A 23,118-nucleotide genomic window follows, 5' to 3' on the forward strand; every position below is an offset into this window, starting at 1 on the left:
GCTGCGATGACCAGATGGCGCTGGCCCTACCCGGCCTATGTGTTTCTCGGCTGGATGGTCCTGCTCGTTTCGATGTACTACGCCCACCCCGACCAGCGGATCATCTGGTGGACCGGGATCGGGCTGAGCGGCGTCGCCGCGATCGTGTACGGCACCTTCCGCAACCGGCCGACCCATGCGCTGCCGTGGTTCCTGCTGGCAGCGGCGAACCTCAGCTTCACCGCCGGCGAGGTCGCCGAGGTGGTGCAGACCGAGATCCTCGGCCTGGTCAACCCGTTCCCGTCCATCGCGGACGGCTTCTACCTGTTGACCTACCCGCTCTACGCCGCCGGACTCCTGCTCTTCGTCCGCCGCCGCAGCGCGGGCCGGGACCGGGGCAGCCTGCTGGACGCGCTGACCTTCACCGCCGGGCTGGCGCTGCTGGTGTGGATCTACATCGTGCTGCCGTCGGCGCAGAACTCCGCGCTGACGTGGGTTCAGAAGGCCTTCTCGATCGCCTATCCGCTCGGCGACATCCTGGTGCTGGCCATGCTGCTGCGGCTGCTGGTGCCGCACGGGCCGCGCAGCTGGTCGCTCCGGCTGCTCACCGTCGGCACCCTGGGCATGCTGGTGTCGGACGTGATGTTCGGCCTGATCCAGCTGCACGGGATGTGGCGGATCGGCACCCCGGTGGACCTCGGCTGGGCCGCGTTCTACACCTCCTGGGGCATCGCGGCGCTGCACCCCTCGATGGTCTCGATGACCCGCCCGGCCCCGCGTCAGCGGGCCGAGGTGGCCCGCGGCCGGATCGGGCTGCTCACCTTCGCCTCGCTGGTCGCCCCGGCGATCCTGATGCTGGACGCCTTCGTCGGCGACACCAGCAACGTCGGTGTGGTGGCGGCCTTCTCCGCGCTGCTCTACGTGCTGGTGCTGGCCCGGCTGGCGGGGGTGGTCAGCACCCACCGGCAGACCGTGGCCCGGGAGCGGGTGCTCCGGGTGGCGGTCAGCTCACTGGCCGCCGCCACCCGGGTCGACGAGGTCACCATCGCGCTGCGGGCGGCGGGCGCCGCGCTGCCGCCGCCCGATCCGCGCCGCCTGGTCCTGCTGGGGCTGAGCGAGGAGGGCCGGGTCAGATTCCAGCCGCTGCACGGCCGAACGGGTGAATGGCCGCCGTTCCAGGTCCCGCGCGCGGTCAACCTGCTGGCCGCCACCGGCCGCAGCCACCAGTGCCGGGCGGCCGATCTGGGCGAGGAGCTGGCGCTGGCGCTGCGCGGCTCCAGCCAGGCCCTGGTCTGCCCGCTGGCCCTGCAGGACCGGCCCACCGGCGACCCGCTGATCGGCGTGCTGATCGTCGGCGGCGAGGAGGAGGAGCTGTTCACGCTCACCGACACCTTCGGCTCGCTCGCCTCGCAGGCGGCACTGGCGCTGGAGCGGATCACGCTCAGCCAGGAGGTCAACCGCCGGAACAGCGAGGCGTACTTCCGCAGCCTGGTGCAGAACGCCTCGGACGTGATCCTGATCCTGGACGAGCGCGACCGGGTCAGGTACGCCTCCGCCTCGGCCGACCGGGTGCTCGGCCACCCCGGGCTGGTCGGTACCCCGATCGCCGACCTGGTGCCGCCCGAGGAGAGCCTGGGCGTGGTCGGCGCCCTGGACCAGATGCGCCGGCCCGGCGTCCGGGAGCGGCGCGAGCACTGGCGGATGGTCCGGCCCGACGGCATCCCGATCGAGGTCGAGGTCAGGCACAGCGACCTGCGCAGCGACCCGACCGTGGCCGGGCTGGTGCTGACCCTCCGGGACGTCACCGAACAGCGCCAGCTGGAGCGCGAGTTGAGCCACCGGGCGTTCCACGACGCGCTGACCGGCCTGGCCAACCGGGTGCTCTTCCACGACCGGGTCACCCAGGCGTTCCGGCGCGGCGTCCGGGGCGGGCTGGCGGCCGCCGTGCTGCTGATCGACATCGACGACTTCAAGGTGGTCAACGACGCGATGGGCCACAGCGTCGGCGACGAGCTGCTGGTGGCCGTCTCGCTGCGGCTCTCCACCATCGCGCGGGCCTCGGACACCGCCGCCCGGCTGGGCGGCGACGAGTTCGCGGTGCTGATCGAGGACGCCCGCACCCCGGCCGACGCCGAGGGCTTCGCCGAGCACGTGATCCGCGCCTTCGACGAGCCGTTCCCGCTCAGCGTCGGCCCGGTCAACATCTCGGTCAGCGCGGGGGTGGCGACCACCGACGACAGCTGCGACTCCACCGAGCTGCTCACCCACGCCGACCTGGCGCTGTACGCCGCCAAGGGCTCCGGCAAGCGGCAGTGGCGCCGGTTCCAGCCGGTGCTGCAGGAGGGCATGATCGAGCGCCACGAGCTCCAGGAGAGCCTGCACGGCGCCGTCGCGGACTCCGCCTTCAACCTGCTCTACCAGCCGATCGTGGAGATCGGCAGCGGTGAGCTGGAGGGCTTCGAGGCGCTGGTGCGCTGGCCGCACGCCAAGCGCGGGATGGTGCCGCCGGAGCAGTTCATCGCGCTGGCCGAGGAGAGCGGCCAGATCGTCCCGCTCGGCGCCTGGGTGCTCGGCCACGCCACCTCCGAGGCGGCCCGCTGGCAGCGGGCGAACGGCTCGGCCCGCCCGCTGTACGTGAGCGTCAACGTCTCGGCCCGGCAGTTCCGCGACCCCGGCTTCGTCGAGGTGGTCCAGGACACCCTGGAGAGCTGCGGGATGTCGCCCGGCTCGCTGGTGCTGGAGCTGACCGAGAGCGTGCTGATGCAGCGTGACGACCGGGTCAGGGCGGACCTGCTGATGCTGAGTGAGCTGGGGATCAGGCTGGCGATCGACGACTTCGGCACCGGGTACTCCTCGCTCAGCTACCTGCGGGAGTTCCCGATCACCATCCTGAAGATCGACAAGTCCTTCATCGACGGCCTGGAGCGGTCCCCGCAGCAGTACGCCCTGGTCGAGGGGATCACCCGGATCGCCGAGACGCTGGGCGTCCGGGTGATCGCGGAGGGGATCGAGACCGCCCGCCAGCGCGAGCTGCTCGGCGCGATGGGCTGCCCGCTCGGGCAGGGCTACCTGTTCGCCCGCCCGATGGAGTCCGACCGGGCGGAGGCCCTGATCCGCGGCGAGTCCCCGTTCGCCGAGCTGCCGCGGGCGGCCACCTGAGGGCCGTTGAGGAATACCCCCTGGGGGTATATGGTTCGTGGTGTCCGAAGGGACGACGAAAGCGCGGGGAGAGCTGATGAACCACGAACACGCCCAGCACGGACACGCGGAGCACGGCCACCAGCAGGAGGGCCGGGCCGACAGCTGGCGGAACGCCGCCCGGGCGACCCTGCACTGCCTCACCGGCTGCGCGATCGGCGAGGTGCTCGGCCTGGTGATCGGCACCGCGCTCGGCCTGCACAACGGTGCGACCGTGGTCCTCTCCGTCCTGCTGGCCTTCGTCTTCGGCTACGCGCTCACCATGCGCGGCGTGCTGCGGGCGGGGCTGGACCTGCGGGGCGCGCTGAAGGTCGCCCTGGCGGCCGACACGGTGTCGATCGTGGTGATGGAGCTGGTGGACAACGGCATCATGGTGGCCGTGCCCGGCGCGATGGACGCCGGTCTCGACAGCCTGCTGTTCTGGGGGTCGCTGGCCTTCTCGCTGGTGATCGCCTTCGTCCTGACCGTCCCGGTCAACCGCCTGCTGATCTCCAAGGGCCGCGGCCACGCCGTGGTCCACGCCTACCACCACTGACCGCCCGCGCACCGGAGGACCTGCCGTCATGCACCCCGAACGCCGTCGCCCCCGAGCCCACCTGCGGGTGCTGCTCGTGCTGGCCGCGCTGCTCGGGGTGCTGGCGATGCACGGGCTCGGTGCCGTACCGGCGGCCTCGGCGCCGCCCGCAGCGATGGCCGGGCACCAGCAGCACGAGGACGGCGGCGGGGACCACGGCAACGGCAGCCACGCGGGGCCGATGTGCCTCTCCGGTGCGGTGGCCGTCCCGTTCGCCCCGGTCCGGCCCGGGCCGGCCGCGCCGTTCGGGTGCGGGCCGCCCGCCGCCGGACCGGTCGGCGCCACCACCGGCGAACCGGACGGCGGGCGGGCCCCGCCCAGCCTGGCCGAGCTCCAACTCCTGCGCAGATAGGCCGTCCTGGACCGGACCGCCCCTCTCACCTTCGTACGCAGGAGAACCACACCATGAACGCCAAGACGACCCGCCGTACCGCGACGGCCGCGGCCGCACTGCTCGCGGGCGGCCTGCTGCTCACCGCCTGCGGCGGCAGCGGTGGCCACGGCGGCCACGCCGCGGCCCCGGCTGCTCCGACCACTTCGACCGCTTCGGGCCAGGCGTACAACGCTGCCGACGTGGCCTTCGCCCAGGGCATGATCCCGCACCACCGACAGGCCCTGGAGATGGCCGAGTTGGCGGCCGGCCGGGCCTCGGCGGCCGAGGTGAAGCAGCTCGCAGCCGCCATCCGGGCGGCCCAGGACCCGGAGATCGCCACCATGTCCGGCTGGCTCACCGGCTGGGGCCAACAGGTCCCGCAGCCCGGTGCGGCCGGTGCGCACGCCGGCCACGGCGGGGCCGGGGCGGCGGGCATGATGACCGAGGCCGAGCTGGCCTCGCTGAAGGACGCCACCGGCGCGGCCTTCGACACCGCCTTCCTGAAGCTGATGGTGGCCCACCACACCGGGGCCGTCCGGATGGCCGAGGAGGAGCGGGCCAACGGCGGCTACGCCCCGGCGAAGGAGCTGGCGGGAGCCGTGATCAGCGGCCAGAGTGCGGAGATCGAGCAGATGAACCGGCTGCTCAAGGGCTGACCGGATCGGTGATGCCCCGTCAGCGGGCGTGCTGTCGGGGCCTGGTGGCAGGATGAGGGCATGACCGAACCTGTGAAGGGCCCCGCCAGCTACTTCCCCGCGATCGAGCAGAAGTACGGCCGCCCGATCGCGGAGTGGCAGCAGCTGATCCGCTCCTCGCCGCTGACCAAGCACATGGAGCTGGTGGGCTGGCTCAAGGCCGAGCACGGGCTCGGGCACGGCCACGCCAACGCGCTGGTCGCCGCCACCCTGGCCGAGGGCTGACCCGGCCGCGCCGCGGCCGCCCGGTTACGTCAACGGGCGGCCGCAGCGCAGGTTCCACCGCCCGGAGCGCCCGGTCAGTTCGGTGGCGGTCAGCGGCGGTACGTCGATCCGCCAGAACGCCTGGGCCGGTACGCCCAGCGCGTGCACCACGGCGGCCCGGACCAGCTCCGGTTCGGCCACCGCCAGCACCGGCCCGTCCGGCAGGCCGGTGAGCCAGCCGGCCACCCGGGCGCAGAGTGCGGTCAGCGACTCCCCGCCGTGCGGGGCGGCGTCCGGGTCGGCCAGCCAGTGGCCGACGGCCTCCGGTTCGGCGGCGGCCACCTCATCCAGGGCCAGGCCGTGCCAGCGGCCCATCGACCAGCCGGCCAGCCCGGGTGCCGTCGTGACGGTCAGTCCGAGCGCCTCGGCGGTCTCCCGGCAGCGCGCGGTGGGGGAGACGGCCACCGTCCCGTCCGCCCGGACGCTCCCCGCGGCCGCCTCCGCCCGGCCCCGCCCGACGGCGTCCAGCGGCTCCCCGTCCTCGAACCGGGCCCCGCGCAGGGCCGCCCCGATCGCCGGTGAGATGAACGTCACCCGTACCGTCATCCTGCTCTCCCCTTCCGCTCAACTACCGCTCGCCGCCGCCGGATCGAGCGCCGCCCGGCGCACCTCGGCGGCCTGCGCCCCGCTACGCACTCCCTTGGCTGCCCCACCCGATTGGCGGTACGGTTCGCAGCGACATGACGACGGCAGGACGGAAGCCGGTGAGAACCCGGCACGGTCGCGCCACTGTATGCCTCGCAGGACCCCGCCCAGGTGCGGGAACTGCCGGTGAGTCAGACCCGAGGGCCGTCGTTCGAGCTCCAACGACTGGGACGCGCGTTCCCCAAGGAGGTCCTGCCATGGCTCAGGCCATCGTCTCCCCCACCACCGAGGTCACCGAGACCCTCCCCGTCCGGGCCCTGCTGCCCTGGGCGGTCTTCCTCGGCACCCTGATGCTGGTGCTGCTCTACTTCGTCGGTGCCGAACAGGGCGCCACCTCCGTGTTCTCCGGCGCGTCCGTGCACGAGTGGGTGCACGACGGTCGCCACCTGCTCGGCTTCCCCTGCCACTGACGGAGAACACGCACATGCCTTCCTCAACTGTCAGAAACCTGCTGGTCCGCGGCATGCTCGCGGGCCTGCTGGCCGGGGTGCTGGCGTTCGCCTTCGCCTTCCTCGTCGGTGAGCCGTCGGTGGACGCCTCGATCGCGCTGGAGAGTGCCGCCTCGGCCCCCCAGCACGTCCACGGCGGGGACGCCGCCGCTGCCCCGGCCGCTCCGGCGGCCGAGGAGGAAGAGGAGCTGGTCAGCCGGTCGGTGCAGTCGACCTTCGGCCTGGCCACCGCGACCCTGGTCTACGGCGTCGCGCTCGGCGGCATCGCCGCACTGGCGTACTGCTTCGCGCTCGGCCGGATCGGCCGCTTCTCGCCCCGGGCGTCCGCCGCCCTGGTCGCGGCGGCCGCGTTCACCACCGTCTACCTGGTGCCGTTCCTCAAGTACCCGGCGACGCCGCCGGCGGTCGGCAACCCGGACACCATCGGCAAGCGCACCACGCTGTTCTTCCTGATGATCGCGCTCAGCGTGCTGCTCGGGATCGCGGCCGTCATCCTCGGCCGCCGCCTCGCCCCGCGCCTGGGCAACTGGAACGCCTCGGTGGTGGCCGGCCTCGCCTTCGCGGCCGTCGTCACCCTCGCCTTCGTGCTGCTCCCCGGCAACGGCGACGCCATCAAGGAGACCTTCCCGGCCGCCCTGCTGTGGAAGTTCCGCCTCGCCACCCTCGGGCTCCAGGCGGTCCTCTGGACCAGCTTCGCCCTGGTCTTCGGCCACTTCGCGGAGCGCCTGCTGGCGCCCCGCCCGGCCCGGGCCACCCCGGCGACGGCGGCGGTCCCGGCCGCCTGACCCACCGCCGTACCACCTCGGGGCCTGCCGCACGCGCGACCGTCGGCAGGCCCCGAGGCGTTTCCCGAGACGTTCTCCGTTCCGGTGCGGCGGCGGTGCGCCCGCCCGTGCGGACCATGCACGCCGTCCGGGTGACCGGGACAGGCGTGTCCCGGCCGCCGGGGAGCCCGGACGGGCATGGTCGGGAGGGTCGTCACCCTCAGCCGAACAGGACGCCTTCGCATGCCCCGCTCCGCCGGCCGGCCCCTCCGCACCGCCACCGTCTCGGCCCTGACCGCCCTGACCCTGCTCTCGGTGGCCGGCCCCGCGTCGGCGGCCGACTCGGTCTACGGGGAGTGGAGCGTGCCCGGCGGCAGCGGCACGCTGACCGTCCCGGCGACCGGCTTCCCCGCCGCCACGGTGACCACCGACAGCACCGGCCCGAGCGTCCCGAGCGGCAGTTCGGCGTACCTCAACGGCTCCACCCCGTTCGGTGCCGCCTACGGCAGCTCCCAGGGCGACCCGTACCTGAGCCTGCACACCGCCGCCGGGGGCGTCCCGTCCACCACCACCATCGGCTTCGCCACCCCGCCGGCCGCGGGCAGTTGGGCCTTCACCCTCGGTGACGTCGACGCCGACGCCGTGCAGATCAGCGGGACCGCCGCCGACGGCAGCGCACTGACCGCCGCCGACCTCGGCCACCAGGGCACCTTCAACTACTGCACCGGCTCACCGGTGCCGTCCAGCTGCGGCGGTGCGCAGACCGACCGGCCGCAGTGGAACGCCGCCACCGCGACCCTGACCGGCAACGGCCCCGACACCTCCGGCGCCGCCGCCTGGTTCCGGCCGGTCAAGGCGGTGAAGAGCCTGACCTTCGTCTTCAGCGTGCAGACCGGTGTCCCCGTCTACCAGATCTGGGTCGCCGCCCGCACCACCAGCGTCTCCGGCAGCGTGGCCACCACCGGCTGCGCCGGGCCCGACCGGGCCACCGTGGAACTGCTCGACGTCAACGGGCGGCCGGTGCTCGGCGCGGACGGCGGGCCGGTCACCACCGGCACGGCGGCGGAGGGCGGTTACCGCTTCGACCGGCTGACCCCGGGCGACTACCAGGTCACGGTCGACCCGCCCGAGGGCTACGGCGCTCCGCCGCCCGTCCGGACGGCCGCCGCCGGAACGGACGCCACCGGCGTCGACCTCGCCCTCACCTGCCGCCCCGTCAAGCTGCCCGTGCGGAGCCCGGTCCGGACCGGTGACGGCCAGCCCGTGGTGATCCGGCTCCCGGAGGCACTCTGCGACGGCAGGCACCTGGACATCACCCGCAAGCCCGAGCACGGCACGGTGCAGATCATGGACAACTGCCGGGTGAAGTACACCCCGGAGGCCGACTACACCGGCCCGGACGGGTTCGGCTACACCGGCAACACCGCCGCCGGCCTGCCGGTCAGCGGTGAGGAGGCCGTCACCGTGGTCGCGCGTCCGCAACTCGCCGAATCCGGCCGTCCGACCGGGCCGCTGCTCACCGCCGCCGCCCTCGCACTGGCCCTGGGCGGCGCCGCGCTGCACGGCTCCCGCCGCCTGCGCCGCCGGGACTGACGTCGGCCGCCCTTCCCGGGAGGGGCGGCCGACGACGGGTCAGGACTTCCGGCGCAGGCCCAGCAGGAGGTCGACGGCCAGGAAGGCGGCCAGCGGTATGCCGAGCAGGGGGAGGAACCAGCCCACCGCGACGGCGCACAGGGCCAGGGCGGCGGCCGGCCATGGGGCGTGGCGCCAGCTGCCGGCGGGGTAGGGGCGGCCGAAGCGGCCGGTGGCGGGTCGGCGGTGCCACCACATCCGGTAGCCGAGGACGGTCATGGTGATCAGGCCCGCCGCGAGCACGATCAGGGCGAGCTGGTTGGCCAGGCCGAAGGTGACGCCCATGTGGAGGTCGATGCCGTAGCGGGTGAGCTTGGCGCCCAGGGGGTAGTCGGCGAACCGGAGTTCGGAGCTGACGGCGGCGGTGGCGGGGTCGATCGCGACCTGGTCCAGGCGGACCGGCCACTGCTTGTCGATCTCCTTGACCACGAACGCCTTGCCGGGCTTGGCCGGGACGAACTCGATCGGCCCGTCGATCCCGGCGGCAGCGGCGGCGGCCAGCACCTGGTCCACGTCGGCCGGAGCGGTGGCGGCGGTGGTGCTGTCGTGCGCCGCGTGGGCGGAGTGGTCGCCGGGAGCGGCGGCGGGCAGGACCGGGGTGGTCCAGCTCAGCGAGGTGCGCAGGGTGTCGATGTGCTCCCCGGCGTACGTGGACCAGGTCAGGCCGGTGGCGGAGAGGCCGAGCAGGCCGAGTGCGGCCCAGAGGCCGATCGCGCCGTGCCAGCCGAGGGCGCGCCGACGGCCCGTCAGCCCGCCCTCGGGGCGGGCGTAGCGCCTGCGGCGGCGGCCGAACCAGAGCGCGAGCCCGCCGAGCACCACCACCCAGAGCCAGCTGGCGGCCAGTTCGCTGTAGATCCGGCCGGGCTCGCCGAGCAGCAGGTTGGCGTGCAGCTTGCTCAGCCAGGTGCGGAACGGCAGCGCGCCGGAGCTGCCGTAGCTCTCCAGTGCGCCGCGCACCTCGGCGGTGTACGGGTCGACGAAGACGGCGAGCTTGAGGCCCTCGGCCAGGGTCGGGACGTTCAGCAGCACCTGGGTGGTGTCCGCCGGGTCGGCGGAGGTGCGGACCAGTGCGAGGGTGCCCTCGGGGTGGGCGGCGGTGGCGGCGGCGATCTGCCGGGACAGCGGCAGGACGGTGTCGCCGGTCCGCTGCACCGTCAGCTGGTCGGCGTAGACGACCCGTTCGATCGGGGTGGCGGCCGCGTACAGCAGCCCGGTGGTGGCGGCGACCAGCAGGAAGGGGGCGATCAGGATGCCCGCGTAGAAGTGCAGCCGCAGCAGCAGGGGGCGGAGCGATGACATTGGTGGGGTTCTCTCCGGCTCAGGAGGACGACGGCACGTCAGGGCACGTCGACGAGGTGGGAAGTCCGGCCGCGGGTGCGGAAGAAGGCACGGCGGAGCGGACCGGCGGCACCCGGAAGCGGGCGCGGCCGTACCACCGGGCACCCGTGGCGGGGCCCGGCTTCAGGAGCAGGAGGGAACGGGTGGCCCGCGCCGCGAGACGGCGGCGGCGAGCAGGGAGAGCAGCGCGGGCGCGGGGCTGTCCCAGACGGTCAGCCCGCGCGGGCGGGGCCGGACGGGGACGGTGGGCGCGGCCGTGACCAGCCGGACCAGCCAGCCGCCGACGGCGACCGCCGCGCCGAGCAGCAGCCCGGCCAGGGCGTGCTCGCCCTGGGCCAGCCACCAGGCGCAGACCAGCGCGAGCAGCGCGTGGACCAGGAGCATCTCCGGTTCCAGCGCCAGGTGTTCGGTCGCGGCGGGGGCTTCGTGCGCCGCGCCGTGATGGTGCATCGGCTGCTGCGCCGCCATCGTGTGCGCCGGTGCCGCGCCGGCCCCGAACAGGTGGTGCAGGCCGTACTGGCCGGCGAAGCAGGCCCCGAGCAGCGGGCCTAGCCCGCGCCGGCGCCCGGCCAGCAGGTATCCGCCGCCGGCCGCCGCCGCGACCGCGAGCAGCAGCGTCCCGGGCCGGACCGGAGCCCCGCCCGCGAACCGGTGCACCCCGAGCGACGCGGCCGCGCACACCGCCGCGAAGGCGAGGGCGCGGAACGCGCGGAACAGGGGCTGGCCGGTGTGCACCCCGGAAGGATGGCAGACCCGGCCACCCGGCCCGGACCAGGGTCGGCCGGTCAGTCAGGTCGGTCCTGCTTCGTCCCCGACCGACCCTTCGTCAGAAACGGCCCCGGGTGACTTTGCCGATCTGTGACCACCCCCGGTGTGGGCAACTGCTTAGGCATGGCTTACTTTACTCCTGGGTGAGGGTGTCCTAAGTAGCTCCCGCCCGCCCCTCACAAGCCGTTCCTTGCCCGTGGAGTCCTGATGCCCGTCCGTCGTCCGCACCTCGCCGCGCTGCTCACCCTCGCTGTCGCCGGAGCCGCGCTGACCGCGTGCACCGAGCAGAAGAAGGACGGCTCCTCCGACGGCGCGGTCCAGGTCAACGCCTCGGACAGCGCGTGCGAGCTGTCGAAGACCAGCTTCCCGGCCGGTGCCGTCAACTTCGCGGTGCAGAACAAGGGTTCCAAGGTCACCGAGGTCTACGTCTACGCGGCCGGCGACAAGATCGTGGCGGAGCGCGAGAACATCGGCCCCGGCACCAAGGCCACCATCACCTCCGAGATCAAGGCCGGCGAGTACGAGGTCGCCTGCAAGCCCGGCATGGTCGGCGACGGCATCCGGCAGAAGATCACCGTGACCGGTGACGGCGCCGCGGCCAAGAGCGACCCGCGCCTGGACAAGGCGGTCGCCGAGTACCGCAAGTACGTCCAGGAGCAGGCCGACGCGACCATCCCGCTGGTGCAGAAGTTCGCCGACGCCGTGAAGGCCGGCGACGTGGCGGCCGCCAAGGCGGCGTTCGCCCCGTCCCGGGTGGGCTGGGAGCGGACCGAGCCGGTGGCCGAGAGCTTCGGTGACATCGACCCGAAGACCGACGTCCGCGAGGACGGCCTGGAGGCCGGCCAGGAGTGGACCGGCTGGCACAAGCTGGAGAAGTCGCTCTGGGAGGCCGGCGCGGTCACCGACGCGGACAAGAAGCTCGCCGACCAGCTGGTCACCGACCTGAAGGCGTGGCAGAAGGTGGTCGGCACCGCCGACATCACCGCCACCAGCATGGCCAACGGCGCCAAGGAGCTGCTGGACGAGGTCGCCACCGGCAAGGTCACCGGCGAGGAGGACCGCTACAGCCACACCGACCTGTCCGACTTCGCGGGCAACGTCGAGGGCGCGCTGAAGGCGTACGAGCTGCTCAAGCCGGTCGCCGCCGAGAAGGACGCGGAGCTCTCCAAGACGCTGGACCAGGAGTTCGCCGATCTGCAGGCGATGCTGGCCAAGTACAAGCAGGCCGACGGCAGCTACACCTCGTACGACAAGGTCGCCGAGCCCGAGCGCAAGGCCTTCTCGGACGCGGTCAACGCGCTCGCCGAGCCGCTCTCCAAGCTCGCCGCCGCCGTCGTGGTCAAGTAAGACCTGAGGAGAGTCATGAGCGAGCAGACGCAGACGCCCGAGCCGGGCACCGAGTCCAAGGGTGCGGTCAGCCGACGCGCCGTCATCGGCTGGGCCGGTGCCGGGGTGGCGCTCGGCGCCGCTGCGGTCGGCACGGTGGCCGCGGCCACCCGCAGCTCCGACGAGGAGGCCGAGGCAGCCCTCAAGGCGGTCCCGGACATCCCGTTCTTCGGTGAGCACCAGGCCGGTATCGCCACCCCGGTCCAGGACCGGCTGCACTTCGCCGCTTTCGACGTCTCCACCACCAGCCGGGACGCCCTGATCCGGGTGCTCAAGGAGTGGACCAAGGCGGCCGCCGTGATGACCGGCGGCCGCGAGGTCGGCGCGGGCGCCACCAACCTTCCGGAGGCCCCGCCGGACGACACCGGCGAGGCGCTCGGCCTGCCCGCCGCCCGGCTGACCCTCACCATCGGCTTCGGGCCGACGCTGTTCGAGAAGGACGGCAAGGACCGGTTCGGCCTCAAGGGCAAGCGGCCCGAGGGCCTGATCGACCTGCCGGCCTTCCCGCACGACAACCTCGACCCGGCCCGCAGCGGCGGCGACCTGTGCATCCAGGCCTGCGCCGACGACCCGCAGGTGGCGGTGCACGCGATCCGCAACCTGGCCCGGATCGGCATGGGCGTGGTCACCGTCCGCTGGTCCCAGCTGGGCTTCGGCAAGACCTCCTCCACCACCCCGGAGGCGCAGACCCCGCGCAACCTGATGGGCTTCAAGGACGGCACCCACAACATCGCGGGCACCGACACCCCGACCCTGGCCGACCACGTCTGGGCCGCGCCCGGCGACGGCCCGGAGTGGATGACCGGCGGCTCGTACCTGGTGGCCCGGCGGATCCGGATGCACATCGAGACCTGGGACCGCACCCCGCTCGCCGAGCAGGAGGACATCTTCGGGCGGACCAAGCGCGAGGGTGCCCCGTTCGGGAAGCAGAAGGAGCACGACGCCCCCGACCTGGCGGCGATGCCCAAGGACTCGCACGTCCGGCTGGCGCACCCGGACAGCAACAGCGGGGCCAAGCTGCTCCGCCGCGGCTTCTCCTTCACCGACGGCTCGGACGGTCTCGGCCGGCTGGAGGCGGGTCTGTTCTTCCTCGCCTACCAGCGCGACACCCGCAAGGCCTTCGTCCCGGTGCAGCGCCAGCTGGCCGCCAGTGACGCGCTCAACGAGTACATCCAGCATGTCGGTTCGGCGCACTTCGCCTGCCCGCCGGGGGTTCGCAAGCCCGGCGAGTGGTGGGGTCAGTCGCTCTTCGGCTGACCTGCCCCCACCCCACAAGCACAGGAGGACACCCGCGTGTTCGGCAACTATCTGATCGGCCTGCGCGAGGGTCTCGAAGCCAGCCTGGTGGTCTGCATCCTGATCGCCTACCTGGTCAAGACCGGGCGCCGGCAGGCGCTCGCCCCGGTCTGGACCGGCATCGGCGTGGCCGTCGGCCTGAGCATGGCCTTCGGCGCCCTGCTCCAGTTCGGCTCCAGCCAGCTCACCTTCCAGGCCCAGGAGGCGCTCGGCGGCACGCTGTCGATCGTCGCGGTCGGGCTGGTCACCTGGATGGTGTTCTGGATGCGCCGGACGGCCCGTCACCTCAAGACGGAGCTGCACGGCAAGCTGGACGCGGCCGTCGCGATGGGCACCGGTGCGCTGGTGTTCACCGCCTTCCTGGCGGTCGGCCGGGAGGGCCTGGAGACCGCGCTCTTCATCTGGGCCGCGGTGGACGCCACCGGCGACGGCATCCGCCCGCTGGTCGGCGCCTGCCTCGGGCTGCTCACCGCGGTGTTCCTCGGCTGGCTGTTCTACCGGGGCGCGCTGAAGATCAACCTGGCCAAGTTCTTCACCTGGACCGGCGCCATGCTGGTGGTGGTCGCGGCGGGCGTGCTGGCGTACGGCCTGCACGACCTCCAGGAGGCCGACCTGCTGCCGGGGCTGGCGAACCGGGCCTTCGACATCAGCTCGACCATCCCCCGGGACAGCTGGTACGGCACCCTGCTGAAGGGCGTCTTCAACTTCCAGCCCGACCCCAGCAAGCTCCAGGTCTGGGCCTGGGCGCTGTACGTGGTGCCCACCCTGTTCCTGTTCCTGCGCAAGCCCGGCGCCCCCGCGAAGGCCCCGGCCACCGCGAGCTGACGGCTCGCCACCCGCCGCGTGTCTTCGGGTGCGCGGCGGGTCCCCGGGCGTGAGACTGGGCGGCGGAGGTTCTGCCCATGTCCGACTGGCGTTCGCGCGCGGCGCGCGCGAGCATGCGTCCGTTCTCCCGTACTCCGGACCAGCCGCCGGAGCCGGCCCCCGAGCACTCGATGGACCCCCGCTCCGAGAGCCGCAGCGAAGGGGTGCACCTGGAGCGCTCGGTGGTGGACGCCGCCGTCTACCGGAGCGGCCACCGGATCGCGGGTGCCGACAGCCTGGCCGAGGTGTACCGGCAGGTGCCGGGGGAGCCCGGCACGATGGCCTGGATCGGCCTCTACCGCCCGGCCGAGGAGCAGCTGCTGGAGGCGGCCGAGCGGTTCGACCTGCACGAGCTCGCGGTCGAGGACGCCATCGTGGCCCACCAGCGGCCCAAGCTGGAGCGCTACGGCGCCACCCTGTTCGTGGTGCTCCGGGCGGCCCGCTACCTGGACGAGAGCGAGCAGGTCGACTTCGGCGAGATCCACCTCTTCGTCGGCCCGCAGTTCGTCCTGACGGTGCGCCACTCGCAGTCCCCGGACCTCTCGGTGGTCCGCCGCCGGCTGGAGCACGACCCCGAGCTGCTGGCGCTGGGCCCCGAGGCGGTGCTGTACGCCGTGCTGGACGCGGTGGTGGACGGCTACGCCCCGGTGATCGCCGGGCTCCAGCACGACATCGACGAGATCGAGACCGAGGTCTTCAGCGGCGACCCCAAGGTCTCCCGCCGGATCTACGAGCTCTCCCGCGAGGTGATCGAGTTCCAGCGCTCGACCCGGCCGCTGCTGCAGATCATGGCCAGCCTGGAGGCCGGGTTCGGCAAGTACGGCACCGACGAGGAGCTCCAGCGCTACCTGCGCGACGTGGCCGACCACGCCACCACCGCGGCCGAGCGGGTGGACGGCTTCCGGCAGATGCTGCAGAACATCCTCACCGTCAACGCCACCCTGGTCTCGCAGGCGCAGAACGAGGAGATGAAGCAGCTGGCCGAGGCGGGGCACGCGCAGAACAACGAGATCAAGAAGATCTCCTCCTGGGCCGCCATCCTGTTCGCCCCGACCCTGATCGGCACCGTGTACGGGATGAACTTCGAGCACATGCCGGAGCTCGGCTGGGGGTTCGGCTACCCGTTCGCGATCGGGCTGATGGCGCTGGTCTGCCTCGGGCTGTACCTGGTGTTCAAGCGCCGCGACTGGCTCTGACGGGAGCCGGCCGCGGCGCTCGACGGGGGGTCAGAGCGAGGAGACGGTGACCCGCTCCACGTCCAGCCGGCCGCCCTGGCCCCAGAGCCGGTTGCCGGGCAGGCTCTGCTCGTCCGCGAAGGTCTGCGGGGTGGGCGCGCCGGTGCGCGGGGCGTAGTAGGTGTCCTGGTCGGTCAGCCGGACCAGGCCGCGCCCGTTCGGGCCCGCGCCGTCCAGGATGGCGAACATCGCGATCCCGCAGGAGAGCTGCCGGGGCGTCACCCGCTCCTCGGTGCCGCCGAGGTCGAGCACCAGGTTGCTGCGGTCGGCCGGGCGGAAGCCCAGCGTGCTGACCTTGTAGACCTCGCGGCCGTCGGCCCGGTACGAGACGGTGCCGGCCGAGCGGTCGTAGGAGATCGACAGGTCGTGCTTCTGGCCCGGCCACCGGTCGGCCACCGGCAGCGCGTAGGAGAACGCGGCGTAGGTGCGGCCGGGCTGCGGCAGGCGCTCGTAGAAGGCGTACAGCTTGCCGTTGGTGATGAAGAAGTCGAACACCATCAGGCTCTCGAAGTCCACCATCGAGACCGCGCCGGCGCCGAGCCGGAGGTCGGTCTGCGGGTCGGTGACGTTCGCGCCGAACGGGTGCTGCTCGTTGCCGTAGCTGCGGGCCGAGATCCGCGCGCCGCAGCTGAGCCGCTGCCCGGGCACCGCGTCGAAGCCGGCGTAGCCGGTGCTCGCGGTGTGGTTGGCGTAGGCGTACCACTTCACGTGGTCGGCGGTGCCGGCGCCGCCCGCGTTCTCCTGGCCGGTGGAGTAGCTGAAGGCGGGCTTGCCGGTGACCGGGTTGCGGCCGGGCGGGACGACGGTGAGGCCCTGGGCCGAGGTGGTCGGCACCCCGTCGCCCTGGGGGCGGTCACCGGTGGCGAACAGGCTCCACCTGGCGTCCGGGCCGGTGCTGTCGAAGCCGTTGCGGAAGTTGTCCCAGACCTTGAAGTAGCGGCCGTCGGCGGGCGTCCCGGTGGCCGCCGCGCCGGTCGGCAGCGCGACCGTGCCCGCGGCCACCGAGAGCGCCGCCGCGCAGCTCAGCAGCGCCCGCCGTATGTTCCTGTGCACTTGGTGACTCCCGTGGGTCGGTCCGTGGTCGACCCCAGGGTGCCGGTGCGGGTTCGGGTGCAGCCAGGGCCGCCCGGGGACTCCGTCAGTTCTGCTGGGAGGATGGCGGGGTGAACGACGCTCCTGGCTCCCCGATCCGGTCCGGTATCCCCGAGCACGGCCGGGTGCCCAAGTACTACGCCGTCAAGGCCGAGCTCGAGGCGCTGCTGGACCAGCTCGGCGAGGGCGGCGCGCTGCCCACCGAACGCGAGCTGGCCGCCCGGTACGAGGTCTCCCGGGAGACGCTCCGGCAGGCGCTGCGCGACCTGCTGATCCAGGGCCGGGTCCGGCGCCGCGGCCGCAGCACGGTGGCGGCCGGGCCCAAGCTGGAGCAGCCGCTCTCGCTGGCCAGCTACACCGAGGGCGTGCGCCGCCAGGGCCGGGTGCCGGGCCGGACCCTGATCGGCCTGGAGCGGTTCGGCGCGGACGGGCAGTTGGCGGACCAGCTCCGGGTGGAGCCCGGGGCACCGGTCTGGCACCTGGAGCGGGTGCTGCTCGCCGACGGCGAGCGGGTCGGGCTGGAGAGCACCTATCTCGCGGTGGCCCGGGTCCCGTTCCTGGAGGACGAGTTCGACCCCGGGGCCTCGCTCTACGCCTTCCTGACCGAGAAGCTCGGGATCGGGTTCGGCGCGGCCGACGAACGGATCGAGACGGTGCTCGCCACCCCGCGCGAGGCCCTGCTGATCGGCACCCCGCCGGCCCTCCCGATGCTGCTGCTGCACCGCCTCACCCGGGACACCGAGGGCACCCCGCTGGAGCGGGTCCGCTCGCTCTACCGGGGTGACCGGTTCAGCTTCACCACCCGGCTGGAGCCGCAGGCCTGAGGCCGGATCAGACCCGCAGGTGCCTGCGCAGGGTGAGGAAGGCGGCGATCGCGGCCATGCCCGTCCCGGCCACCAGCAGCAGTGGGATCACCGAGAGCACCGAGGACAGCCCGATGAAGTCGATGAACTTCAACTGCTCGGCCAGGGCCCGCCGGAGGACGTAGTGCCCGCCGACCAGCAGGCCGGAGGCCAGCGCGGAGCCCAGCAGGGCGGCGATCGCGGCCTCGGCGATGAACGGCAGCTGGACGTGCAGGTTGGAAGCGCCGACCAGGCGCATGATGCCGGTCTCGCGCCGCCGGCTGAAGGCCGACACCCGGACGGTGTTGACGATCAGTGAGAGGGCGACGAAGAGCATCAGCGCCATGATCACGAAGGCGCCCTTCTGCAGCGTGCCGAGCAGCTTGAACAGCTTCTCCAGCACCTTCTTCTGGTCCTGGACCGACCCGACGCCGGGCAGCGTGCCGAAGGCGCTCTGCACCACCTCGTACTTGGTCGGGTCGGTGAGCTTGACCCGCCAGGACTGCGGCAGTGCCTCCGCACGGACCGCCGGGATCAGCTGGTTGTCGGGGCTGCGCTCCTGCCAGCGCCTGAAGGCCTCGGCCGAGCTCTCGAAGGTGAACTCCTGCACCAGCGGCATCTTCTCCAGCCGCGCCTTCACGTCCGCGATCTGCTGGTCGGTGGCGGCGGTCCCGGCGCACTGCGGGGCCCGGTCGGTCTTGGTGCAGAAGTAGATGGTCACCTCGACCTTGTCGTACCAGTAGTCCTTCATCGCGTCGACCTGGTCCCGCACCAGCAGACTGGCCCCGGCCAGGGCGAGCGACAGGGCGACGCTGATCACGACCGAGACGGTCATGGTCAGGTTGCGCCGGAGGCCGACGGCTATCTCGGACAGGACGAACTGGGCGCGCATGGATTCCCCCCACTGCAGAGCTGATCCGGCGCGGGCTCGGCGGCGCGCGTCGGTCGGGCACGGAGCGATCATGCCAGCCGCGCGCTTGAGGTCAACCGATGTCACGGAAGGATAACGGGTCTGGACCGAAGTTACGGCGCTGTTCACATCCGGTACGGCGACTGGGCGGGTCGGCGCCACCGGGCGGCCCGAGTGTGGTCCGCGCCCCGCTCCCCAGCTCTCTGACGCTCCCTCAGGAGGACGACGTGACCGCAGGACTCCCCAGGCGCAGCCTGCTCCTCGGCACCGCCGCGGCCGCACTCGCGACCGGCCCGCTCGCCCGCACCGCCTTCGCCGCCACCGCCGCCCTCACCCCCAAGGTGCTGGTGATCGGCCTGGACGGCACGATGCTGAACCGGATCAAGGACGCCGACGCGCCGAACCTGGACGCCCTGATGGCCGGCGGCATGACCTCGGCCGGCAGCCTGTACGCCAACCCGATGGCGGAGACCTCGTCCGGCCCCGGCTGGTCGACCATCGCCACCGGCGTCTGGCCGGACAAGCACAACGTCAAGGACAACAACTTCACCGCGCCGAACTTCGCGGCCTACCCGGACTGGCTGACCCGGGTGGAGAACGCCCGCCCGGCGCTGTCCACCTACGTGGTGGCCTCCTGGGCGGCGATCCCCAACACCATCTACTCCGCCGCGGTCGACACCCGGGTGGCCACCCCGAGCGCCGAGTACGACACCGGCACCACCTCGCGCGCGGTGGCCAAGCTCCGGGACGGCAACCCGGACGCGGTCTTCCTCCAGCTCGACAACGTCGACCACGCGGGCCACGCCAGCGGCTCGGCCAGCCAGGCGTACCTGGACGCGATCAAGGGCGTGGACGGCCAGGTGGGCCAGATCGTGGCGGCCGTCCGGGCCCGGGCGACCTACGCCCAGGAGGACTGGCTGATCATGGTGACGGCCGACCACGGCCACACCCCGACCGGCGGCCACGGCGGCTCGACCTGGGAGGAGCGGCAGACCTTCGTCATCGCCAACGGCGGTGGCCTGGCGGCGGGTTCGGTCCGCTACGACGTCCGGATGGTCGACATCGCGCCGACCGCGCTGGCCCACCTGGGCATCGCGATCGACCCGGCTTGGGGCCTGGACGGCGTCCCGGTCTCCACCCTCACCCCGGACGCCTTCGACGCGCTGCGCCCGCAGCTCACCGGCCGGGTCGACGAGACCGGCATCCCGGCCGGGGTGCTCGGCTTCACCCACACCGCGCCGAGCGGCTGGTCGGTCGACAACTCGGCGATGGGCACCGGCGGGGTCACCGAGTGGCGCGGCTGGTCGTTCACCACCGACGAGTTCTGGACCAGGACCCAGCGCGACCAGTACCGCGAGCTCAACGTCCGGGCCCGGAACGTGTTCGCGGTCGCCGACTCCGACGAGTGGGCCGACAAGTCCTTCTCGGGGAACTACGACACCACGCTGGTCAGCCCGGCCTACCCGGTCTCCGGCCTGGCCACCGTCAAGGTCGAGTACACCTCCTACTACCAGCAGGAGGGGGCCCAGACCGCGAAGGTGCTGGCGTCCTGGAACGGCGGCGCCCCGGTCACCCTGGCCTCGTACACCAGCCTGGTGAACGGCCGTCAGACCCACACCCTGACCGTTCCGGCGGGTGCCACCAACCTCCAGCTCCGCTTCCGCTACACCGGCAGCAACAACTGGTACTGGGTGGTCGACAACGTCCGGGTCTACGGCGTCTGACCCCGGAGCCGCCCCCGTCCGGTGCCGCGGCACCGGACGGGGGCGGGCCGGTCAGCGGGCGTCGTGCAGGGTGTCGGTGGCCCTGATCTTCTGCCAGGACCTGGGCTCCTGGGCGGCGGTGGCGCGCAGCGCGGTGCCGTCGGCGGGCTTGGCGGGGGTGTAGAGCCAGGTCCGGAGCAGGTCGCCGAGCGGCCGCCCGGTGGTGCGTTCGGCGTACCGGCGGAAGTCGGCGATGGTGGCGTTGCCGTACTTGCGCTCGGCCGGCCAGCCGCGCAGGACCGCGAAGAAGGCCTGGTCGCCGACCTCGTTGCGGAGCGCCTGGACGGCCAGCGCGCCGCGGTCGTACACCGCCGGGTGGAACTGGTTGTCCGGGCCCGGGTCGCCGGGCAGCACGGTCCAGAACGGGTCGTCGGCGGGGTGGGAGGCCCGGACCCAGTCGGCGAGCTCCTGCGCGGTGCCCTCGTTCTCGTGCTCGGACCAGAGCCACTGGGCGTAGCGGGCGAAGCCCTCGTTCAGCCAGATGTCGCTCCACCGGTTCAGTGAGACGCTGTCGCCGTACCACTGGTGCGCGATCTCGTGCACGACGACCGAGGTGTTGGAGCCGGAGTTGAAGATCCGGGGGCTGTAGTAGACCTGGCTCTGGGTCTCCAGGGCGTACCCGGGCCGGGTGTTGGGGACGTAGCCGCCGACGGTGGCGAAGGGGTACGGGCCGAACTGCGTGCTGAGCCAGTCGGTGATCTCCCCGGTGCGTTCGAGGCTGGCCCGGGCGGCGCCCGCGTTGTCGCCGAGGTCGCGGCTGTAGGCGGTGATGACCGGGATGCCGCCCTCGCTGACCGAGGTGTTCAGCTCGAACCGGCCGACCGCGAGGGTGGCCAGGTAGGTGGCCTGGGGCTTGGTCTGGCGCCAGTTGTACCGGGTCCAGCCCAGCCGTGAACTCTGCGACACCAGTGCGCCGTTGCTGATCGCCTGGGTGCCGTCCGGCACCTGGACGGAGACGTCGAAGGTGGCCTTGTCGGAGGGGTGGTCGTTGCTGGGGAACCACCACCAGGCGGACTCCGGCTCCCCGGCCGCGACCCCGCCGTCCGGGGTGCGCTGCCAGGCGGTGAAGCCGTACGCGGTGACGGTGGAGGGCACGCCGGAGTAGCGGACCACCACGGTCGCGCTCTGCCCCTTGGCGAGCGGGACGGCCGGGGTGATCTCCAGCTCGTGCTCGCCGGTGGACGCGAACCGGGCCTTCCGCCCGTTCACCAGCACCTCCTGGACGTCGAGCGCGAAGTCCAGGTTGAACCGGGAGAGCGCCTGGGTGGCGGTGGCCAGCAGCGTTGCGGTGCCCTGGAGTTCGTCGGTGGCGGGCTGGTAGGTCAGGCGCAGGTCGTAGTGCGAGACGTCGTAGCCGCCGTTGCCGTACTGCGGGTAGTAGCTGTCCCCGGCGCCGGAGGCACCGATGGCCCCGGTCGCGGCGGTGGCCGGGTCGGCCAGGAGCAGGGCGGCGGCCAGGATCGCGGAGACGGTCAGCCTTTTGCGCACGGGTCCTCCGTTGTCGTCAAGGGATTGACCGACCGTAGGACGGATGGCGGTGCGGCGGAGGTGATCCGTCGTAGGCGTTATGAAATGTTCATGCTAGGAAACAAGGCCCCGGACCCGGCCCCGGACCCGGCGCCGGACCTTCCGGCCGGGCCGGCGGCTGGCTAGCGTCGCGGGCAGGTACCCGGCCGGAAGGATCCACGGACATGATCGTGATCGCCCACCTGAGCGACACCCACCTCGACGGCTCGCAGCGCGCCACCGACCGGACCAGGGCGGTGCTGGAGCACCTGAACGGGCTGCCCTACGACCTCGACGCCGTTCTGGTCACCGGTGACATCGCCGATCACGGCCTGCCCGCCGAGTACCGGCTGGCCCGCGAACTCCTGGACACCAGGCACCCGTTGCTGACCCTGCCGGGCAACCACGACGACCGGTCCGCGTTCCGGTCCGACCTGCTCGGGCAGGACCCGTCGGCCGCGCCGCTGAACCGGCTGCACGTCACCCCCCGGTTCGCGGTGGCGCTCTGCGACTCCACCATCCCCGGCCGGGACGACGGCCGGCTGGACGACGGCACGCTGGACTGGCTGGACCGGGCCCTCGGCTCGGTCGAGGTGCCGGTGCTGGTGGCCTTCCACCATCCGCCGGTGCTGCTGGGCATCCCCTACCTGGACGGTCTGCGCCAGTTCGGTGCCGACCGGCTGGCCGCCCTGACGGCCCGTCACCCGCACGTCGCCGCCTTCCTGTGCGGCCACGCCCACGTCTCGGCCGTGACCACCTTCGCCGGCCGCCCGCTCACCGTTGCCCCGGGGGTGGTCTCCACCGCCCGCCTGCCCTGGGAGTCCCGCCCCGCCCCGGACAGCCACGTCCACCACGACCTGCCGCCGGCGCTGGCCTTCCATGTCCTGGGCGACGACGGCCGGTTGACCACCCACATCCGGAGCTGCGGTCAGTAGCCGGCCGCCGGGAGCCGGGCCAGCAGTCGGTACGCGCGCCGGAGCGCGGCCTCGCCGCGCCAGAGCAGCAGGGTGCAGGCGAGCGCGGTGAGCAGGTGGGCCAGGGCCAGGGTGGGGGAGAGGCCGTGGGCCGGCACGGCGGGGTCGGCCAGGTCGAGCAGCCGGTCGGGGCGGTGCGCCGCAGCGCGGTCGAAGATTGCGTACAGGGCGATCTGGGTGGCCGTCATCCAGGCGCCGGTGAGGCGGATGCAGGGGCGGGCGGTGGCCAGCAGCCAGGTGCAGACGGCGGTGCCCGCGAAGGCCAGCGCCAGCGCGGGCAGCGGGAGTTCGGCACCGGAGCAGGCGTGGTGGGCGGCCGTGGTGAGTGCCACGCACAGGGGGGCCAGCACGGCGGTGCGGAGGAGGCGGGGCTGCCAGGTCGTCACAGCGGGACATGGTGGCACCGATCACCGCTGCGCGGCCGGGAATTTCGGGCTACTCCGTCAGTCCGCCGGGCCGGTCCGGGCCGTGGCGCCGAACCCCTTCCGCAGCCATGTGATGTATGCAATGGTACATGTCACACTCCCCACCGTGTTCACGACAGAACCGGGAATCCTCAACTCCCGTCGCT

At 72.9% G+C, this 23,118-nt stretch carries 22 protein-coding genes; 15 read left to right on the plus strand and 7 right to left on the minus strand.

Annotated features, from left to right (window positions below; all coding sequences use genetic code 11):
• Positions 1–6: 6 nt before the first annotated feature.
• The 5 genes from ABT118_RS21685 to ABT118_RS21705 all read left to right on the plus strand — a co-directional run bounded on the left by ABT118_RS21685 (position 7) and on the right by ABT118_RS21705 (position 5,044).
• Entirely contained in the window at positions 7–3,138 is a 3,132-nt protein-coding gene (locus ABT118_RS21685; protein ID WP_350671331.1) for a putative bifunctional diguanylate cyclase/phosphodiesterase, read from the plus strand.
• Positions 3,139–3,214: 76 nt separating this feature from the next.
• Positions 3,215–3,712 carry a DUF4396 domain-containing protein gene (locus tag ABT118_RS21690; protein ID WP_350671334.1) on the plus strand — a complete coding sequence of 166 codons (498 nt, stop codon included), beginning with the start codon at positions 3,215–3,217 and terminating at the stop codon, positions 3,710–3,712.
• 28 nt (positions 3,713–3,740) lie between these two features.
• On the plus strand, positions 3,741–4,103 hold the full coding sequence (locus ABT118_RS21695) for a DUF6153 family protein (protein WP_350671336.1): 363 nt from the start codon (positions 3,741–3,743) through the stop codon (positions 4,101–4,103).
• A gap of 53 nt (positions 4,104–4,156) precedes the next feature.
• Entirely contained in the window at positions 4,157–4,780 is a 624-nt protein-coding gene (locus ABT118_RS21700; RefSeq protein ID WP_350671339.1) for a DUF305 domain-containing protein, read from the plus strand.
• Between the two features lie 60 nt (positions 4,781–4,840).
• Entirely contained in the window at positions 4,841–5,044 is a 204-nt protein-coding gene (locus ABT118_RS21705) for a DUF4287 domain-containing protein (RefSeq protein ID WP_350671342.1), read from the plus strand.
• Between the two features lie 24 nt (positions 5,045–5,068).
• On the opposite strand, the gene ABT118_RS21710 is transcribed toward ABT118_RS21705, so the two are convergent.
• Complete coding sequence (locus ABT118_RS21710; protein WP_350671344.1) at positions 5,069–5,629, minus strand: histidine phosphatase family protein; 561 nt, start codon at positions 5,627–5,629, stop codon at positions 5,069–5,071.
• A 296-nt stretch (positions 5,630–5,925) separates the two neighbouring features.
• Between ABT118_RS21710 and ABT118_RS21715 the strand changes: the two genes are divergently transcribed.
• The 3 genes from ABT118_RS21715 (at position 5,926) to ABT118_RS21725 (ending at position 8,534) form a co-directional block, all read left to right on the plus strand.
• On the plus strand, positions 5,926–6,138 hold the full coding sequence (locus tag ABT118_RS21715; RefSeq protein ID WP_350671346.1) for a CbtB domain-containing protein: 213 nt from the start codon (positions 5,926–5,928) through the stop codon (positions 6,136–6,138).
• A gap of 14 nt (positions 6,139–6,152) precedes the next feature.
• Positions 6,153–6,962, plus strand: coding sequence for a CbtA family protein (locus ABT118_RS21720; protein WP_350671347.1), 810 nt, complete (start codon positions 6,153–6,155; stop codon positions 6,960–6,962).
• 222 nt (positions 6,963–7,184) lie between these two features.
• Positions 7,185–8,534 (plus strand): Ig-like domain-containing protein, encoded by a 1,350-nt coding sequence (locus tag ABT118_RS21725; RefSeq protein WP_350671351.1) that lies wholly within the window; start codon positions 7,185–7,187, stop codon positions 8,532–8,534.
• Between the two features lie 39 nt (positions 8,535–8,573).
• Here the strand turns inward: ABT118_RS21725 and ABT118_RS21730 are convergent, their stop codons facing one another.
• Positions 8,574–9,872, minus strand: a complete 1,299-nt coding sequence (locus tag ABT118_RS21730; protein WP_350671354.1) for a PepSY-associated TM helix domain-containing protein — start codon at positions 9,870–9,872, stop codon at positions 8,574–8,576.
• Between the two features lie 162 nt (positions 9,873–10,034).
• A complete protein-coding gene (locus ABT118_RS21735; RefSeq protein WP_350671357.1) occupies positions 10,035–10,646 on the minus strand; it encodes a hypothetical protein in 612 nt (203 codons plus the stop codon).
• 240 nt (positions 10,647–10,886) lie between these two features.
• Here ABT118_RS21735 and efeO point away from each other — a divergent pair, with 240 nt between their 5' ends.
• The 4 genes from efeO (at position 10,887) to ABT118_RS21755 (ending at position 15,421) form a co-directional block, all read left to right on the plus strand.
• Positions 10,887–12,026 carry an iron uptake system protein EfeO gene (gene efeO, locus ABT118_RS21740; RefSeq protein ID WP_350671361.1) on the plus strand — a complete coding sequence of 380 codons (1,140 nt, stop codon included), beginning with the start codon at positions 10,887–10,889 and terminating at the stop codon, positions 12,024–12,026.
• 15 nt (positions 12,027–12,041) lie between these two features.
• Complete coding sequence (efeB, locus tag ABT118_RS21745; protein ID WP_350671363.1) at positions 12,042–13,322, plus strand: iron uptake transporter deferrochelatase/peroxidase subunit; 1,281 nt, start codon at positions 12,042–12,044, stop codon at positions 13,320–13,322.
• 36 nt (positions 13,323–13,358) lie between these two features.
• On the plus strand, positions 13,359–14,186 hold the full coding sequence (gene efeU / locus ABT118_RS21750) for an iron uptake transporter permease EfeU (protein WP_350671369.1): 828 nt from the start codon (positions 13,359–13,361) through the stop codon (positions 14,184–14,186).
• A 77-nt stretch (positions 14,187–14,263) separates the two neighbouring features.
• A complete protein-coding gene (locus tag ABT118_RS21755) occupies positions 14,264–15,421 on the plus strand; it encodes a magnesium and cobalt transport protein CorA (RefSeq protein ID WP_350671372.1) in 1,158 nt (385 codons plus the stop codon).
• Between the two features lie 30 nt (positions 15,422–15,451).
• Here the strand turns inward: ABT118_RS21755 and ABT118_RS21760 are convergent, their stop codons facing one another.
• A complete protein-coding gene (locus ABT118_RS21760; RefSeq protein WP_350671374.1) occupies positions 15,452–16,513 on the minus strand; it encodes a DUF6081 family protein in 1,062 nt (353 codons plus the stop codon).
• Positions 16,514–16,623: 110 nt separating this feature from the next.
• Between ABT118_RS21760 and ABT118_RS21765 the strand changes: the two genes are divergently transcribed.
• A complete protein-coding gene (locus ABT118_RS21765) occupies positions 16,624–17,376 on the plus strand; it encodes a GntR family transcriptional regulator (protein ID WP_350671376.1) in 753 nt (250 codons plus the stop codon).
• Between the two features lie 7 nt (positions 17,377–17,383).
• Here the strand turns inward: ABT118_RS21765 and ftsX are convergent, their stop codons facing one another.
• Entirely contained in the window at positions 17,384–18,286 is a 903-nt protein-coding gene (gene ftsX, locus ABT118_RS21770) for a permease-like cell division protein FtsX (RefSeq protein WP_350671378.1), read from the minus strand.
• Positions 18,287–18,531: 245 nt separating this feature from the next.
• Between ftsX and ABT118_RS21775 the strand changes: the two genes are divergently transcribed.
• The gene (locus tag ABT118_RS21775) at positions 18,532–20,028 is read left to right on the plus strand and encodes an alkaline phosphatase family protein (RefSeq protein ID WP_350671381.1); all 1,497 of its coding nucleotides are present in this window, start codon (positions 18,532–18,534) and stop codon (positions 20,026–20,028) included.
• Between the two features lie 51 nt (positions 20,029–20,079).
• On the opposite strand, the gene ABT118_RS21780 is transcribed toward ABT118_RS21775, so the two are convergent.
• Positions 20,080–21,555 carry a M1 family metallopeptidase gene (locus ABT118_RS21780; protein ID WP_350671383.1) on the minus strand — a complete coding sequence of 492 codons (1,476 nt, stop codon included), beginning with the start codon at positions 21,553–21,555 and terminating at the stop codon, positions 20,080–20,082.
• A gap of 203 nt (positions 21,556–21,758) precedes the next feature.
• On the opposite strand from ABT118_RS21780, the gene ABT118_RS21785 reads away from it, so the two are divergent.
• Entirely contained in the window at positions 21,759–22,508 is a 750-nt protein-coding gene (locus ABT118_RS21785) for a metallophosphoesterase (RefSeq protein ID WP_350671386.1), read from the plus strand.
• Here ABT118_RS21785 and ABT118_RS21790 read toward each other — a convergent pair.
• The gene (locus tag ABT118_RS21790; RefSeq protein ID WP_350671388.1) at positions 22,502–22,933 is read right to left on the minus strand and encodes a hypothetical protein; all 432 of its coding nucleotides are present in this window, start codon (positions 22,931–22,933) and stop codon (positions 22,502–22,504) included. The genes ABT118_RS21785 and ABT118_RS21790 overlap by 7 nt on opposite strands.
• Positions 22,934–23,118: the final 185 nt, after the last annotated feature.

Origin of the sequence: Kitasatospora sp. NPDC002040 (assembly GCF_040296785.1) — a bacterium.
Lineage (GTDB): Bacteria > Actinomycetota > Actinomycetes > Streptomycetales > Streptomycetaceae > Kitasatospora.

Coding starts and splice junctions, on each gene's coding strand:
- ABT118_RS21710 (WP_350671344.1), bottom strand. CDS start 5,629: ATGACGGTACGGGTGACGTTCATCTCACCGGCGATCGGGGCGGCCCTG.
- ABT118_RS21700 (WP_350671339.1), top strand. CDS start 4,157: ATGAACGCCAAGACGACCCGCCGTACCGCGACGGCCGCGGCCGCACTG.
- ABT118_RS21695 (WP_350671336.1), top strand. CDS start 3,741: ATGCACCCCGAACGCCGTCGCCCCCGAGCCCACCTGCGGGTGCTGCTC.
- efeB (WP_350671363.1), top strand. CDS start 12,042: ATGAGCGAGCAGACGCAGACGCCCGAGCCGGGCACCGAGTCCAAGGGT.
- efeO (WP_350671361.1), top strand. CDS start 10,887: ATGCCCGTCCGTCGTCCGCACCTCGCCGCGCTGCTCACCCTCGCTGTC.
- ABT118_RS21715 (WP_350671346.1), top strand. CDS start 5,926: ATGGCTCAGGCCATCGTCTCCCCCACCACCGAGGTCACCGAGACCCTC.
- ABT118_RS21730 (WP_350671354.1), bottom strand. CDS start 9,872: ATGTCATCGCTCCGCCCCCTGCTGCTGCGGCTGCACTTCTACGCGGGC.
- ABT118_RS21685 (WP_350671331.1), top strand. CDS start 7: ATGACCAGATGGCGCTGGCCCTACCCGGCCTATGTGTTTCTCGGCTGG.
- ABT118_RS21785 (WP_350671386.1), top strand. CDS start 21,759: ATGATCGTGATCGCCCACCTGAGCGACACCCACCTCGACGGCTCGCAG.
- ABT118_RS21725 (WP_350671351.1), top strand. CDS start 7,185: ATGCCCCGCTCCGCCGGCCGGCCCCTCCGCACCGCCACCGTCTCGGCC.
- ABT118_RS21755 (WP_350671372.1), top strand. CDS start 14,264: ATGTCCGACTGGCGTTCGCGCGCGGCGCGCGCGAGCATGCGTCCGTTC.
- ABT118_RS21690 (WP_350671334.1), top strand. CDS start 3,215: ATGAACCACGAACACGCCCAGCACGGACACGCGGAGCACGGCCACCAG.
- ABT118_RS21720 (WP_350671347.1), top strand. CDS start 6,153: ATGCCTTCCTCAACTGTCAGAAACCTGCTGGTCCGCGGCATGCTCGCG.
- ftsX (WP_350671378.1), bottom strand. CDS start 18,286: ATGCGCGCCCAGTTCGTCCTGTCCGAGATAGCCGTCGGCCTCCGGCGC.
- ABT118_RS21705 (WP_350671342.1), top strand. CDS start 4,841: ATGACCGAACCTGTGAAGGGCCCCGCCAGCTACTTCCCCGCGATCGAG.